The 14,424-nt window shown below is 72.4% G+C and carries 13 protein-coding genes; 7 read left to right on the top strand and 6 right to left on the bottom strand.

Annotated features, from left to right (window positions below):
* Positions 1–207 precede the first annotated feature (207 nt).
* Both ACQP03_RS04570 and ppc read left to right on the top strand, forming a co-directional pair.
* Positions 208–1,221: a hypothetical protein gene (locus ACQP03_RS04570; protein ID WP_357395944.1), complete on the top strand. Its 1,014-nt coding sequence runs from the start codon at positions 208–210 to the stop codon at positions 1,219–1,221.
* 128 nt (positions 1,222–1,349) lie between these two features.
* On the top strand, positions 1,350–4,136 hold the full coding sequence (gene ppc, locus ACQP03_RS04565; RefSeq protein WP_357130155.1) for a phosphoenolpyruvate carboxylase: 2,787 nt from the start codon (positions 1,350–1,352) through the stop codon (positions 4,134–4,136).
* 75 nt (positions 4,137–4,211) lie between these two features.
* On the opposite strand, the gene ACQP03_RS04560 is transcribed toward ppc, so the two are convergent.
* A complete protein-coding gene (locus ACQP03_RS04560; protein ID WP_357174984.1) occupies positions 4,212–5,081 on the bottom strand; it encodes a hypothetical protein in 870 nt (289 codons plus the stop codon).
* Between the two features lie 54 nt (positions 5,082–5,135).
* Between ACQP03_RS04560 and ACQP03_RS04555 the strand changes: the two genes are divergently transcribed.
* The gene (locus tag ACQP03_RS04555; RefSeq protein ID WP_357174986.1) at positions 5,136–6,284 is read left to right on the top strand and encodes a DNA recombination protein RmuC; all 1,149 of its coding nucleotides are present in this window, start codon (positions 5,136–5,138) and stop codon (positions 6,282–6,284) included.
* Positions 6,285–6,299: 15 nt separating this feature from the next.
* On the opposite strand, the gene ACQP03_RS04550 is transcribed toward ACQP03_RS04555, so the two are convergent.
* Positions 6,300–6,728: a hypothetical protein gene (locus ACQP03_RS04550; RefSeq protein WP_357395941.1), complete on the bottom strand. Its 429-nt coding sequence runs from the start codon at positions 6,726–6,728 to the stop codon at positions 6,300–6,302.
* Positions 6,729–6,785: 57 nt separating this feature from the next.
* Positions 6,786–7,760, bottom strand: coding sequence for a 4-hydroxy-3-methylbut-2-enyl diphosphate reductase (locus ACQP03_RS04545; RefSeq protein ID WP_357395938.1), 975 nt, complete (start codon positions 7,758–7,760; stop codon positions 6,786–6,788).
* A 132-nt stretch (positions 7,761–7,892) separates the two neighbouring features.
* Here ACQP03_RS04545 and xseA point away from each other — a divergent pair, with 132 nt between their 5' ends.
* Entirely contained in the window at positions 7,893–9,158 is a 1,266-nt protein-coding gene (gene xseA / locus ACQP03_RS04540; RefSeq protein ID WP_357395935.1) for an exodeoxyribonuclease VII large subunit, read from the top strand.
* A gap of 30 nt (positions 9,159–9,188) precedes the next feature.
* On the top strand, positions 9,189–9,410 hold the full coding sequence (locus ACQP03_RS04535) for an exodeoxyribonuclease VII small subunit (protein WP_355048864.1): 222 nt from the start codon (positions 9,189–9,191) through the stop codon (positions 9,408–9,410).
* A 42-nt stretch (positions 9,411–9,452) separates the two neighbouring features.
* Here ACQP03_RS04535 and ACQP03_RS04530 read toward each other — a convergent pair whose 3' ends face one another.
* The 3 genes from ACQP03_RS04530 to ACQP03_RS04520 form a co-directional block, all read right to left on the bottom strand.
* A complete protein-coding gene (locus ACQP03_RS04530) occupies positions 9,453–10,304 on the bottom strand; it encodes a hypothetical protein (RefSeq protein ID WP_357130170.1) in 852 nt (283 codons plus the stop codon).
* Between the two features lie 234 nt (positions 10,305–10,538).
* Entirely contained in the window at positions 10,539–11,351 is an 813-nt protein-coding gene (locus tag ACQP03_RS04525) for a hypothetical protein (RefSeq protein WP_355048866.1), read from the bottom strand.
* Positions 11,352–11,467: 116 nt separating this feature from the next.
* Positions 11,468–12,223: a DUF4245 domain-containing protein gene (locus ACQP03_RS04520; RefSeq protein WP_357130174.1), complete on the bottom strand. Its 756-nt coding sequence runs from the start codon at positions 12,221–12,223 to the stop codon at positions 11,468–11,470.
* Positions 12,224–12,381: 158 nt separating this feature from the next.
* Here ACQP03_RS04520 and glpX point away from each other — a divergent pair, with 158 nt between their 5' ends.
* Together glpX and ACQP03_RS04510 are read left to right on the top strand one after the other, a co-directional pair.
* On the top strand, positions 12,382–13,413 hold the full coding sequence (glpX, locus tag ACQP03_RS04515; protein WP_357130177.1) for a class II fructose-bisphosphatase: 1,032 nt from the start codon (positions 12,382–12,384) through the stop codon (positions 13,411–13,413).
* On the top strand, positions 13,410–14,384 hold the full coding sequence (locus ACQP03_RS04510; protein ID WP_357130180.1) for a DMT family transporter: 975 nt from the start codon (positions 13,410–13,412) through the stop codon (positions 14,382–14,384). The genes glpX and ACQP03_RS04510 overlap by 4 nt, the downstream gene beginning before the upstream one ends.
* Positions 14,385–14,424: the final 40 nt, after the last annotated feature.

Genomic DNA, 14,424 nt, shown 5'->3' with positions numbered 1-14,424 from the left:
GGGCTTCGGGCCTCCCCGAACAGGCCCGCGGGCTCCGGGTCGGCCACCCTGGGCAGGGGACCTCCGGACCGACGAGAACCATCGTCGCCGTGACACCTTGAACAGGTCTTGAAGAAAATTGCTCGTCTGCGCCGGATGGCGGTCAGGATCGGACGCCCACCGGCGGAAAAGCCCCAAGCAGGACAAACCGCACCCTAGGCTGGCCTGGTGGACGAGTCGCCGGAGGTCCGGATACGCGACCAGATCCCTCGTACCGCCGGACTGCTGCTCGGCACCCTGGCGCTGGCCGTCGCGTTCATCGCCGCGTACGTCGGCGCCCTGCACCAACCCCACCCCCGCGACGTGCCGGTCGGCGTGGCGAGCGGCGACCAGGCCGCACGAACGGTCCTGACCGCCGTTCGCGACCGGACCAACACGATCAAGGCCATCGAGTACGCCGACCCGGGCGCCGCCGACGACGGTCTGACCAGCCGCGAGGTGTACGGGGTACTCGGCTCCACCCCCGACGGCGGGTTCGTCCTGACCACCGCCAGCGCCAGCGCGCCGGCCGCCACCGAGGTCGTCGTGCAGGTCCTCACCGCCGCCGCCGAACAGGCCCGGATGCCACTGCGGGTGGCCGACGAGGTGCCGGTCGCCGACACCGACCCGCGCGGTCTGGTCCCGTTCTACCTGGCGATCGGGTGCGTCCTCGGCGGGTACCTGGCCTCGACCGCGCTCGGCATCTCCGTCGGCACCACGCCGCGCACCCTGCGCCGCGCGGGCGTACGGATCGGCGCGCTCGCCGTCTACAGCGTCGTGCTCGGCATCGCCGGCGCGGTGATCGTCGGCCCGGTGCTGGACGTCTGGCACCACGACCTGCCGGCCGTCGCCGGCACCGGCATGCTCGCCGCCTTCGCCGCCGCGATGGTGGCCGCCGCCGTGCAGGGCTGGTTGGGCGTACTCGGCACCGGACTGGTGATCCTGCTGCTGGTGGTGCTCGGCAATCCGGGTTCCGGCGGCATCTACGCCCCGGAGTTCCTGCCCACCTGGCTGCGCGGCATGCACCGGTGGAACGTGCCCGGACTCGCCACCGATCTGGTCAAGTCGGCGGTGTACTTCGACCGACGGTCGATCGGCTGGCCCCTGACCGGGCTGGCGCTGTGGGCGGTGGTCGCCCTGGCGGCCCTGCTCGCCGCGACCGTGGTGCGGGGAGGCCGGGCAGGCACCCGCGCAAGACCCTGAGGTGATCTCCGGGGTGTTCCGTCTCACGACGCGGCGCGCCCGGAGCCCCTCCTGCCGGAGGGCCAGACGCGGATACCATCCAGGGAGTCGGACAGCGCTGTCCTTCGTACTCACGTAAGGAGCGCATCGTGACCGACCAGCACGACCACGACGGCCCGGACGCCGCGCTGCGCGCCGACATCCGCCGGCTCGGCACCCTCCTCGGCCAGACCCTGGCCCGCCAGGAGGGCCGCCCGCTCCTCGACCTCGTCGAGGAGATCCGCGCCCAGGTACGCTCCGACGTCCCGGCCGCCGCCCAGCGGCTCGGCGGGCTCGACGTGACCACCGGGACCAAGCTGGCCCGCGCCTTCTCCACCTACTTCCACCTGGCCAACATCACCGAGCAGGTGCACCGCGCACGGGACCTGCGCCGCCGCCGCGCCGTGCAGGGCGGCTGGCTCGACCAGGCAGCCAAGATGATCGCCGAGCGCGGCGTGCCGGCCGAGGAGATCGCCGCCGTCGCCCGCCGGCTGGCGGTCCGGCCGGTCTTCACCGCCCACCCCACCGAGGCGGCCCGCCGCTCGATCCTGTCGAAGCTGCGGGCCATCGCCGACGAGTTGGACACCGAGACCGCCAACGCGATCCTCTACGGCGCGAGCGACGAGGGCCCGGCCAACCGCCGGCTGGCCGAGCTGCTGGACCTCATGTGGCAGACCGACGAGCTGCGGCTGGACCGGCCGGACCCGACCGACGAGGCCCGCAACGCCATCTACTACCTGCGGGACCTGTACGCCGAGGCCGCGCCGCAGGTGCTCGACGACCTGGCTGACACCCTGCGGACCCTCGGCGTGGAGACGTCGCCGACGGCCCGCCCACTGAGCTTCGGCACCTGGATCGGCGGCGACCGCGACGGCAACCCGTTCGTCACCCCGGCGGTCACCCGCGAGGTGCTGACCATCCAGCACGAGCACGGCATCGCCGCCACCGAGAAGGCGATGGACCACCTGATCAACGAGGTTTCGGTCTCGCGCCGGCTGCGCGGGGTGTCGCTCGACCTCTCCGCCAGCCTCGCCGCCGACCTCGACGCGCTACCCGAGGTGGCGGCCCGGTTCCGCCGGGTCAACGCCGAGGAGCCCTACCGGCTCAAGGCGCGCTGCGTGAAGGCCAAGCTGGCCAACACCCGGCAGCGGCTGCGCCAGGGCACGGCCCACGTGCCGGGTCGGGACTACCGGGGCTCGGCCGAGCTGATCGCCGACCTGGACCTGCTGCGCGCGTCGCTGGCCCGCAACTCGGGGCAGCTCACGGCCGTCGGCCGGCTGGCCTCCACCATCCGGACGGTGTCCGCGTTCGGCCTGCACCTGGCGACCATGGACGTCCGGGAGCACGCCGAGAAGCACCACGAGGTGCTCACCCAGCTCTACGAGGCGGTCGGCGAGGTGCCGGACTACCCGGCGTTGAGCCGGTTGGAGCGCACCAAGCTGCTCGCCGACGAGCTGACCGGCCGGCGACCGCTGTCCACCCTGGACACCCCGCTGACCGAGTCGGCCCGCAAGACGTTCGACGTGTTCAGCACGATCCGCGAGGCGCAGGACCGGTTCGGCGCGGAGGTCATCGAGTCGTACATCATCTCGATGACCCTGGGCGTCGACGACGTGCTGGCCGCCGTGGTGCTCGCCCGCGAGGCCGGGCTGGTCGACGTGCACAGCGGCCGGGCCCGCATCGGTTTCGTGCCGCTGTTGGAGACCCCGGCCGAGCTGAACGCCGGCGGCGAGATCCTCGACGAGCTGCTGTCACTGCCCGCGTACCGGGCGCTGGTCGCGGCCCGTGGCGACGTGCAGGAGGTCATGCTCGGCTACTCCGACTCCAACAAGGAGGCGGGGATCACCACCAGCCAGTGGTCGATCCACCGGGCCCAGCGGGCGCTGCGTGACGTGGCCGCCCGGCACGGCGTACACCTGCGGCTCTTCCACGGTCGCGGCGGTACGGTCGGGCGCGGCGGTGGCCCCACCCACGAGGCGATCCTGGCCCAGCCGTACGGCACGCTGGACGGCGCGATCAAGGTGACCGAGCAGGGCGAGGTCATCTCCGACAAGTACACGCTGCCGTCGCTGGCCCGGGAGAACCTGGAGCTGACGCTCGCCGCGGTGCTCCAGGCGACGCTGCTGCACACCGCGCCCCGGCAGCCGGCCGAGATGCTGGAACGCTGGGACGCGACGATGGACGTGGTGTCCGAGTCGGCCTTCCGGTCGTACCGGTCGCTCGTCGAGGACCCGGACCTGCCGGCGTACTTCTGGGCGTCCACCCCCACCGAACTGCTCGGCGCGCTGAACATCGGCTCCCGGCCGGCGAAGCGTCCCAACACCGGCGCCGGCCTGTCCGGGCTGCGGGCCATCCCGTGGGTGTTCGGGTGGACGCAGACCCGACAGATCGTGCCGGGCTGGTTCGGCGTCGGCTCCGGCCTGGCCGCCGCCCGCGAGGCCGGGTTGGCGGACGTGCTGGCCGAGATGCACCGCAACTGGCATTTCTTCCGCACGTTCCTGTCGAACGTCGAGATGATGCTGACCAAGACCGACCTGAGCATCGCCCGTCGGTACGTCGAGACGCTGGTGCCGAAGAAGCTGCACCCGATCTTCGAGAAGATCGAGCAGGAGTACGAGCTGACCAAGCGCGAGGTGTTGGCCGTCACCGCCTCGCCGGCCCTGCTGGAGAACTCCCCGGTGCTCCAGCGCACCCTGGCCGTGCGCGACACCTACCTGGAGCCGCTGCACCACCTCCAGGTGGCGCTGCTGCGCCAGTACCGGGAGTCCGGCGCGGCGGGCCGGGCGGTCGCCACCGCACCGGGTGGTCGACGCGCTCCCAGCGACGGCACGGCCCTGGAACGGGCGCTGCTCACCACCGTGAACGGCATCGCCGCCGGCATGCGCAACACCGGCTGACCAGACAGCACGGCAACGGGCCCCGGTCGAGTCGACCGGGGCCCGTTTCGTATGTCGCTCAGCGCTCCGCGCCCGTCACCAGTCACCACCGCCGAAGTCGCCGCCGCCGAAATCGCCACCACCACCGAAGTCGCCGCCACCGAAACCGCCGCCGCCGAAGTCACCACCGGCATAGTCGCCGCCGCCGAAGTCACCCGCCTGGTCGCCACCACCGAAGTCGCCGCCCTGGTCGCCGTAGTCGCCGCCCTGGTCACCAGCGTCGCCGCCCTGGTCGTCGGCGTAGTCGGCGCCGTCGCCGAAGCCCTCCTGGTAGCCCTGGTCGTAGCCGTACCCCGGATCGGCGAAGGCCGGCGAGAACAGCGCGTCGGCGATCAGCATGCCGCCGAGCACGCCGGCGCCCGCGCCCAGCGCGGTCTTCCACCACGGCGTCGAGTACCAACCGGCCGGCACCGGCCGACCCTGGTACCGCCCACCCGGGTAGTAGTAGGGCGTGTCCCGACCGGGCTGCGGGCCCGCCCGGAAGGTCTGGCCCTGCACGTCGACCTCGCGCTCCTTGGTGAGCTGCCCGACGCCCCGCGCGGCGGCCAGCGCCGGCACCTCGGGGCCGGGGTCGATGCCCAGCGCCGTCCGCGCCGCCCGGATGTACGCCAACCCCTCCAGCGCGGTCTCCCGGGCGAGCGCGAACTGGTTCGGCGTCCGCGCCTGCTCCAACTGCGAGCCGGCCGCGTTGTAGCGCTCCCCCGCGTCGGCGAGCGCCTGCCGGACGGCGGGCTCCTCACCCTGCAGGGTCATCAACTGGCCGCCGAGGCGCTCGTACCACCGTTGCGCCTCGGCGCGGGCGTCGCCGAGCGCGACACGCCGCTGAGCATTGGACCGGGAGTAGGCGAGCAGGCCGGCACCCACCACGGCGGCGACGACGACCACCAGGCACAGCAGAGCTTCCATGTCAACGAACGTACCCCCGGGTGTCACGTCGCACCCGTCTGGCAAGCTCCGGTGATGGACGTCTCGACGTTGCTGGTGGTGGTCGTCTGCCTCGGTGCCGGCGGGGCGGTGGGTTGGTACGCGGCCCGGTCCCGGTCGGCGGCCGACATCGCCCGGCTGGACGCCACCCTGACGGCCACCCGCGAGGGCGAGGGGCGGCTGGAGCAGTCCATGCGGGCGTTGAGCTACGAGGCGACGGCGCAGTCCCAGGAGGCGGTGGCCCGGGCCGTGGCGCCGCTGCACGACAGCCTGCGCCGCTACGAGCAGCGGGTGGCCGAGCTGGAACACGACCGCGTCGACGCGTACGCCGAGCTGCGCGAGCAGGTCCGCTCGATGAACGTGGTCTCCGGTGAGCTGCGCACCGAGACCAAGCAACTGGTGGCCGCGCTGCGCGCGCCACAGGTGCGGGGCCGCTGGGGCGAGCACCAACTGCGCCGGATCGTCGAGGCGGCCGGCATGCTGGAGCACTGCGACTTCTCCGAGCAGGTGACCGCCGCCACCGACGATCAGGTCGTCCGCCCGGATCTGGTGGTACGCCTGCACGGCGGCCGGTCCGTGGTGGTGGACGCGAAGGCGCCCTTCGACGCGTACCTGACGGCCATGGAGGCCCGCGACGAGCGCGGCCGGGACACCTACCTCGACGCGCACGCCCGACACCTGCGCGGGCACGTCGACGCCCTGGCCGCCAAGTCGTACTGGTCGGCGTTCGACAGCTCGCCCGAGTTCGTGGTGCTGTTCGTCCCGGCCGACCCGTTCCTCGACGTCGCCCTCCAACGCGATCCGACGCTGCTGGAGCACGCGTTCGCCCGCAACGTCGTGCTGGCCACGCCGGCCACCCTGGTCGCGCTGCTGCGCACGGTGGCCTACTCGTGGCGGCAGGAGGCGCTGGCCCGCAACGCGGTGGCGGTGCACACCCTCGCCCGGGAGCTGTACGGCCGGCTCGCCACCCTCGGCGACCACGTGGGCAAGCTCGGATCGTCGCTGACCGGCGCGGTGACCGCGTACAACCGGGCGGTCGGCTCGCTGGAGGCGCGGGTGCTGGTCAGCGCCCGCAAGCTCGCCGAGCTGGGCGTCTCGGACGAGGAGCTGGCGGCCCCCGCCCAGGTCGAGCTGACCCCGCGCCAGCCGCAGGCTCCGGAGCTGCTCAACGACGCCGACCGCTGACGGGGGGCCGTTTCCCTAACGCCGGTTGGCGCTCTCGACGACGAACGGGATGCCCTGCTGGCAGGTGGTCATCGTGCCCTTCTCCACCCGGCCGGTGACGGTCACCCGGGCACCGGCGGTCAGCACATCCCGGGGCCCGCCCACCAGCAGGTACCCGTCGAGGAGCACGCAGTTCGGCTCCACTCCGGCGGTGATCGTGCCGGTGAGCTCGGTGGCGCCGACCGGCGGCGGGACGGTGGGCCCGCCCGGCGACTTGATCGGCGGGGCGGGGGTGCTGGGCGACTCGGGGGTGCTCGGCGACGCGGGAGTGCTCGGCGACGCGGAGGCGGGCTGCCCGGTCGTCGCCGACGGTCCGCCGGGGGTGGCGGGACCGCCGGTTTCACCGCAGGCGCTCAGCGCCGCGCAGACGACCAGAGCGGGGACGACGAGCCGAAATGTCCTCATGCCGTCTTCGACGTACGGGACGGGCCCGGCGTTCCGCCGCGCTGGCGCTGGATCGTGTCAGCCGCGGGCCGCGGCGGCCTTCATGTCCCGCTTCAGCTCCTGCGGAAGCGAGAAGGTGAGCCGTTCGTTGGCGGTGGTGATCTCTTCGACGTCGGCGAAGCCGCGCTCGGCCAGATGTGCCAGCACATCGCGGACCAGGTCCTCGGGGACGCTCGCGCCGGAGGACACGCCGACCGTGCGGGCGTCGGCCAGCCAGGCGTCGTCGATCTCGTGGGCGAAGTCGATGAGGTGACCGGCGCGCGCGCCGGCGTCCAGGGCGACCTCGACCAGGCGGACCGAGTTGGACGAGTTCGTCGAGCCGACGACGATCACCACGTCGCACTCCGGTGCGATCTCCTTGACCACGTGCTGCCGGTTGGAGGTGGCATAGCAGATGTCGTCGCTGGGCGGGGACTGGAGCAGTGGCAGCCGCTGCTTGAGCCGGGCGACCGTCTCCAGGGTCTCGTCCACCGAGAGCGTGGTCTGGGAGAGCCAGACCACCTTCTCCGGGTTCCGCACGGTGACCTTGTCGACGCCGTCCGGGCCGTCCACGAGCTGGATGTGCGCGGGCGCCTCACCGGCGGTGCCGACGACCTCCTCGTGCCCCTCGTGGCCGATCAGCAGGATGTCGTAGTCCTCGGCGGCGAACCGCTTCGCCTCCTGGTGCACCTTGGTGACCAGTGGGCAGGTCGCGTCGATGGCCTTCAGCGAACGCTCCCGCGCCTGCTCGTAGACCTCGGGCGCCACGCCGTGCGCGGAGAAGATGACGGTCGAGCCCTCCGGCACCTCCTCGTTCTCCTCCACGAAGATCGCGCCCTGGGACTCCAGGGTCTGCACGACGTGCTTGTTGTGCACGATCTGCTTGCGGACGTAGATCGGGGCGCCGTACAGCTTCAGTGCCTCCTCGACGGTCTGCACCGCACGGTCCACACCCGCGCAGTAGCCACGAGGCTTGGCCAAAAGCACGCGCTTACCAGTCCGGAGATCAGTCACCCCCCCATCGTACGTGCCGCTGGTCCCCCCGCACCCGGGCCCAAATCCCGGTGATCAAGAGGTTCGCGTCAGAAACGCGCCCGGATCCGACGCAAACTTCTTGATCACCGAGGGCCTCCGTAGGGTTGGGGGGTGAGTGGGGTGAGTGGTGTGGGTGGGGTGGGTGGTGGGGGCGGCGAGGGCCGGAGCAGCGCGGAGGAACCGTGGCCGGTTCGGGTTGTCTCGCAGAAGGTCGGGGCGTGGATCGCCAAGCTGGGCTGGGTGTGGGTGGACGGGCAGGTGGCGCAGATCAGCCGCCGTCCCGGGGCCACCACCGTCTTCCTGACCCTGCGTGACCCGTCCGCCGACCTGAGCCTGACCGTCACCACCAACCGTGACGTGCTCGACGCCGGCGCGCCGGAGCTGCGCGAGGGTGCCCGGGTGGTGCTGCACGCCAAGCCGGAGTTCTACGCCGCCCGGGGCACGTTGAGCCTGCGGGCCGACGAGATCCGCCAGGTGGGTCTCGGTGAGCTGCTGGCCCGGCTGGAGAAGCTCAAGAAGCTGCTCGCCGCCGAAGGACTGTTCGACCGGGCCCGCAAGCGTCGGCTGCCGTTCCTTCCCGGCCGGATCGGTCTGATCACCGGCCGGGCGTCCGCCGCCGAGCGGGACGTGCTGACCAACGCGCGCCGGCGCTGGCCCGCCGTGGAGTTCCGGACGGTCAACGTGGCGGTGCAGGGCCCGTCCGCCGTGCCGCAGATCGTGGACGCGCTCAAGGTCCTGGACGCGGACCCGAGCATCGATGTGATCATCATCGCCCGGGGTGGTGGCGGCATCGAGGACCTGCTGCCCTTCTCCGACGAGGCACTGTGCCGGGCCGTCTTCGGCTGTCGTACCCCGGTGGTCAGCGCGATCGGCCACGAGACGGACACGCCGCTGATCGACTACGTCGCCGACCTGCGGGCCTCCACCCCGACCGACGCGGCCAAGCGGGTGGTCCCCGACCTCACCGAGGAGGTACGCCTCATCGGTCAGGCCCGGCACCGGCTCCAGCGGGCGGTGCGCAACCTGGTCGACCGGGAGTCGCACCGCCTCGACAGCCTGCGCTCCCGGCCGGTGCTGGCCCGGCCGCAGGTGATGGTGGAGCACCGTGCGACCGAGCTGGCCGCACTGCGTCAACGCGCCGGGCGCTGCCTGGACCACCGGGTCGCGGCCGCCGACGACGACCTGCGGCACACCCTGGCCCGACTGCGCGCCCTCTCCCCCGCCGCGACGCTCGACCGGGGGTACGCGATCGTGCAGCGCGCCGACGGGCACGTCGTCCGGGCGGCGGCCGAGGTCGGCAAGGGCGACCCGCTCCGGGTACGCCTCGCCGAGGGCGAGCTGGCCGCGACGGTCGGCGGGGACGTGGCGACGAAGTGACACCGACCGGGGTGTGCTGAGATGGACGCGATGACTGACGACACGAAGGCCGGGCCGGACGAGCGGCTCAGCTACGAGCAGGCCCGCGCCGAACTGGCCTCGGTGGTCGAGCGGCTGGAGGCCGGCGGCACGTCCCTGGAGGAGTCGCTGGCGCTGTGGGAGCGCGGCGAGGCGCTGGCGGTGATCTGCCAGCGCTGGCTGGACGGTGCGCGGGCGCGAATCGACGCCGCCCGTCAGGAACCGTCCGCCTGACCGTCGGGTGGGATGGCCGGAGCCACCCCACCCGTACGACGGTCAGTTGAACAGGCTGTACAGCTCGGCGGGCGCTTCGACGACCTGGTCCGCCGGCGGCTTCTGCGCCGGGGTGGCGGAGCCGTAGTCGGAGTACGTCATCTTGATCTCCTGGGCCGTGGTCTGGCCGGAGGCCGGGAGTTGCAGCGCCAGCTCGCTCAGCCGGCCCTGCGGGTCGACCTTCGCGGTGAACGGGACCGTCTTCGCCTGGGTGCCCAGCGCGGCGATCGTGGCGGCGTTCAGCGAGCCCGCCTCGGCGGCCTTGGTGACGTCGATGGTGCCGGCGTACGTGCCGGTGCCGGTGCTGCGGACCTCGGTGATGCCCTGGGTCAGCACCGCGCTGCCGGCCGGGTCGACCTTGTCGAAGTCGAAGCCGAGGTTCTTGTTGCCCTTGACGCGGGCCTGGTCGAGGTGCTGGTACTTACCGAGGTTGAGCTGCTTGATGGCGGGCAGGCTGTCGGCGGTGGGGCCGGTCAGTTCCAGCTTCACCCAGCTGTCCGGCTTGGCGTGGATCACGTCGAGCTTCATGGCCAGGTCAGAGGAGGGGCCACCGATGGCGAACTTCAGAGCGGCGCTCTGACTCGGCTGGTGCACCTGCCCCTCAGCCGTGGACCCGGCGCCGGAGAGGGTGAACCGGAAGTTGCCGTCGCTGATCGCCTTGGTGGAGTCGAGCAGGGCCTGCTTGGCGTCGCCGGACACCGGCGCACCGCCGGACTGGCTCGGCGCCCCGGACGCGCTCACCGTCGGGGACGCGGTTGACCCGGCCGTGCCGGTCGTGCCACCGGCGCAGGCGGCCAGGGCGGGCGTGAACAGGGCGGCGGCTACCAGGCCGGCACCCAGTCGTCGAACAGTCATACGTGTCTCCCAAGGGGGTCACCCGACTACCTGGTCGGCGCCGGAAACCGGGCGACGCGGCAGCCCTTCGGCCACGTCGCACAATCCGGGCCGAGCGGCGCGCCCGGATCGCTCTCTTCTTGTTCCCTGTCGACGCGTCGGACAATCACCCTTGTTGTCCGGTTGTTTGCGGGCAACCGGTGCCGAACAGAGCGGGCCGGGGTGACCTCTGGTCGCCCCGGCCCGCCGTGCGGCTTACTTGAACATCTCGTACGTCTCCGCCGGGGCTTCGACCACCTTGTCCGCCGGCGGCTTCTGGGCGCCGGTCCCGGCGCCGTAGCCCGCGTATCCGATCTTGATGTCGTGCGCGGCGGTCTCGCCGGCGGCCGGCACCGAGATGACCAGCTCGGTGAGGCGACCCTGCGGGTCCAGCTTGGCGGTGAACGGCAGCGACTTGGCCTGCGCGCCGAGCGCCTTGACCACGTCCTCGTCGAGGGCGACCGACTCCGCGGAGGCGCTGATGTCGATCTTGCCGGCGTAGCTGCCCTCGCCGGTCTTCTGCACCTCGGTCACGCCCTTGACCAGGGTCTCGCTGTCGACCGGGTCGAACGTCTCCGGGTCGAGCTGGAAGTCCTTGATCTCCTTGGCCTTGGTCTTGTCGAGGTGCTGGTACTTGCCCTTGTTCTTCGCCAGCTCGGGGACCATGGCCGCCATTTCGCCGCCGAGCTCCATCTTCACCCAGCTCTCCGAGTCGATGTAGATGAGGTCCATCTCCATCGACACGTCCTGGGAGGCGTCGCCCATCTTCATGGTCAACTGCGCGCTGTTGCTGGGCTTGTGCACCAGGCCACCGCCGGTCAGGTCGGCGCCCGCAATGGTGAACGTGAAGTCGCCCTTGGCCATCTCCTTCGTGGAGGCGAGCAGCGCCTCCTTCGGGTCGGCCGGTACGGCCGGAGCGGACGCGCTCGGGGCGGCGGCCGGCTCGGCAGCGTCGGACTTGCACGCGGCCAGGCCGGGGACGAGCAGGGTGGCGGCGAGGAAGCCGAAGCTCCACCGTCGAATGTTCACTGAGTTCTCACTTCACAAAAGGGGACATGGTCCGGCCACCGCGTGCGGGCCGGACCGAGCCGAGGGAGCGTACCGGACCGGCCCCCTCGGCGTGCGCCTCCTCGACTGTGGACTCCTCAGCCCAGCGCGCCGGCCAACTCCCGCAGTTCGTTGTCCCGCGCGTCACCGATCACGAGCACCGTGCGGGTCGGCTCCAGCAGGGCCAGCGCCTGCTGGTTCCCCCGGGCCGTGTACCGCTGCCACGTGCGCCCACTCAACTCGGTCGGCCCCTGTGGCTGCCCCTGGTCGGTCAGCTCGGCCGGCAGCAGCCGCTCGGCCGGCACGCTGCTCTGCACGAGCTGCACACCCCTGCCCTCCGGCGTCAGGTAGCCGATCCGCAGCGTCGCGCCACCCTCGACGCTCTGGTAGCGGGCGCTGACCGTACGCCATCCGGAGCCGAGCCCGTGCGGCTCGCTCACCGGGACCGCGTTCGCGGACCGCGCCTGTTCGATCGCCGGGGCGGGGTCGACGGTGGTGGCCTCGTCGCCGCCCAGGAAACCCCGGTAGAACGCCAGCAGCAGGGCGATCGGGACGAGCAGCACCAGCAGCGAGATCGCCATGTCCTTGGGTGACCGCTCGGACTTGCCCGCCGTCGCGGCCGCCCGGGGCGGCGACGGCCGGGCCGCCGGCCCCGGTCCGACGTGGGCCGGCTCGGCCACGGGGGTCGCCTCGTCGGCGACCAGGGCCGGCTCGCCGGTGGTCGGTGCCGTCGGATCCACCGGGCCCGTCGCGGCGGGCCCGGCGCCGGGGGCGTCCGGGAGGTCGGCCGGCGGCTGGCCGTCGGGCGGCGTCTGGTCGGCGGGTACGCGGTCAGCAGGCTGTGCGGGTTCCACCCTGCCATCTTCGCAGCCGCCCGACCGGCGGTATCCGGCCCATCACCGCCCCGCACCCGCGCTCGGTCGGCCATCGTGTGAGGATCAGCGACAAAGCCGGCAGCGACGCCACTTCGCCGCCGGCCGTCCCCGCACCGTCGCGAGGAGGAGCAGCCGTCATGACGAACACCAGGACCCGGATCCCACAGGATCTCGACCGCAACCTGGCCCTCGACCTGGTCCGGGTCACCGAGGCCGCGGCGATGGCCGCCGGCCGCTGGGTCGGCCGGGGTGACAAGGAGGGCGGCGACGGCGCCGCTGTCGACGCCATGCGCAAACTGATCAACTCGATCCAGATGCGCGGCGTCGTGGTGATCGGCGAGGGCGAGAAGGACAACGCCCCGATGCTCTTCAACGGCGAACACGTCGGCGACGGCACCGGCCCGGAGGTGGACGTCGCGGTCGACCCGGTGGACGGCACCACGCTGATGAGCAAGGGCATGCCGAACGCCCTCGCGGTGCTCGCCGTCTCGGAGCGAGGCGCGATGTTCGACCCCAGCGCGGTCTTCTACATGGAGAAGCTCGCGGTCGGTCCCGCGTACGTCGACGTGATCGACATCAACGCCGGGGTCAGCGAGAACCTGCGCCGGATCGCCAAGATCAAGGGCACCGACGTCTCCGAGGTGACCGTCTGCGTGCTGGACCGCAGCCGCCACGAAGACCTGGTCACCCAGATCCGCCGGACCGGCGCGGGCATCAGGTTCATCTCCGACGGCGACATCGCCGGTTCCATCCTGGCGGCCCGCGGCGAGTCGGACGTCGACGTGCTCATGGGCATCGGCGGCACCCCGGAGGGCATCATCTCGGCCTGCGCGCTCAAGTGCATGGGTGGCGCCATGCAGGCCAAGCTGTGGCCGCGCGACGCCGAGGAGCGGGAGAAGGCCCTCGCCGCCGGGCACGACCTGGACCGGGTGCTCGGCACCGACGACCTGGTCACCGGGGACAACTGCTTCTTCGTGGCGACCGGTGTCACCTCCGGTGACCTGCTGCGCGGGGTGCGGTACCGGGCCGGCGGCGCGTACACCCAGTCGATCGTCATGCGCTCGAAGAGCGGCACCATCCGGGTCATCGACTCGTACCACCGGCTGGAGAAGCTGGCGCTCTACTCCGCGGTCGACTTCGACGGTCGCCCGCTAGCCGAACAGGAGTGAGCGGCACCGGCACCGCGGCTCCGCCGACCCTGCCAGCCACCCGCCGGATCATCGGTGTCGCGCTGGCGTCGGTCGCCGGGGTCGCGGTGGCGGCGCAGTCTCGGATCAACGGCGAGCTGGGCGTACGCCTGGCCGATGGTTTCGCCGCCGCGGTGGTCTCCTTCGGGCTGGGCCTGGTGGTGCTGCTGGTGCTGGTGCCGGCAACCCCTGGCGGGCGGCGAGGGCTGCTCGCCGTACGGCGGGCCCTCACGGCCGGCACGCTGCGCCCGTGGCAGTGCCTCGGGGGAATGTGCGGGGCGTTGCTGGTGGCCACGCAGGGGCTCACCATCGGCTCGCTGGGGGTGGCGGTCTTCACCGTGGCGGTGGTGGCCGGCCAGTCCGGTAGCAGCCTCGCCGTCGACCGCGCCGGCATCGGCCCGACCGGTCGGCAGCCGGTCACCCGACAGCGCCTGGCCGGCGCGGTGCTCACGGTGCTCGCGGTCGTCCTGGCGGTCGGTGACCGGCTCGGCGATCCGGGCGGGCTGGCGCTGGCGCTGCTGCCCCTGCTGGCCGGGGTGGGCATCGCCTGGCAGCAGGCGGTGAACGGGCAGGTCCGGGGGGCGGCCGACAGCGCGTTGACCGCCACGCTGGTGAACTTCGCCGTGGGCACGGCAACCCTGCTGGTCGCGTTCGCGGTCGACATCGCCGTACGCGGCTGGCCGACCGGTCACGCGCCGAACGAACCGTGGCTCTACCTGGGCGGCCCGATCGGCATCGTGTTCATCGCGATCGCCGCCGCGATCGTGCGGACGACAGGTGTGCTGCTGCTCGGCCTGGCCACCATCGCCGGCCAGATCGTGGGGGCCGTACTGCTGGATCTGGTGCTGCCCACAGCGGCCTCGCACCCCAGCGTGAACAGCCTGCTCGGGGCGGCACTGACGTTGGTGGCCGTGCTGATAACCGCCCTGGCCCCACCCGCCGCCCAGCCGTGACCGTTGGCAGCTCGATCCACTCTGGTTCATCGAAACCGCG

The organism is Micromonospora sp. CA-248212, from assembly GCF_050948405.1.
GTDB lineage: Bacteria > Actinomycetota > Actinomycetes > Mycobacteriales > Micromonosporaceae > Micromonospora.
This window is presented reverse-complemented; position numbering and strand designations above follow the sequence as displayed.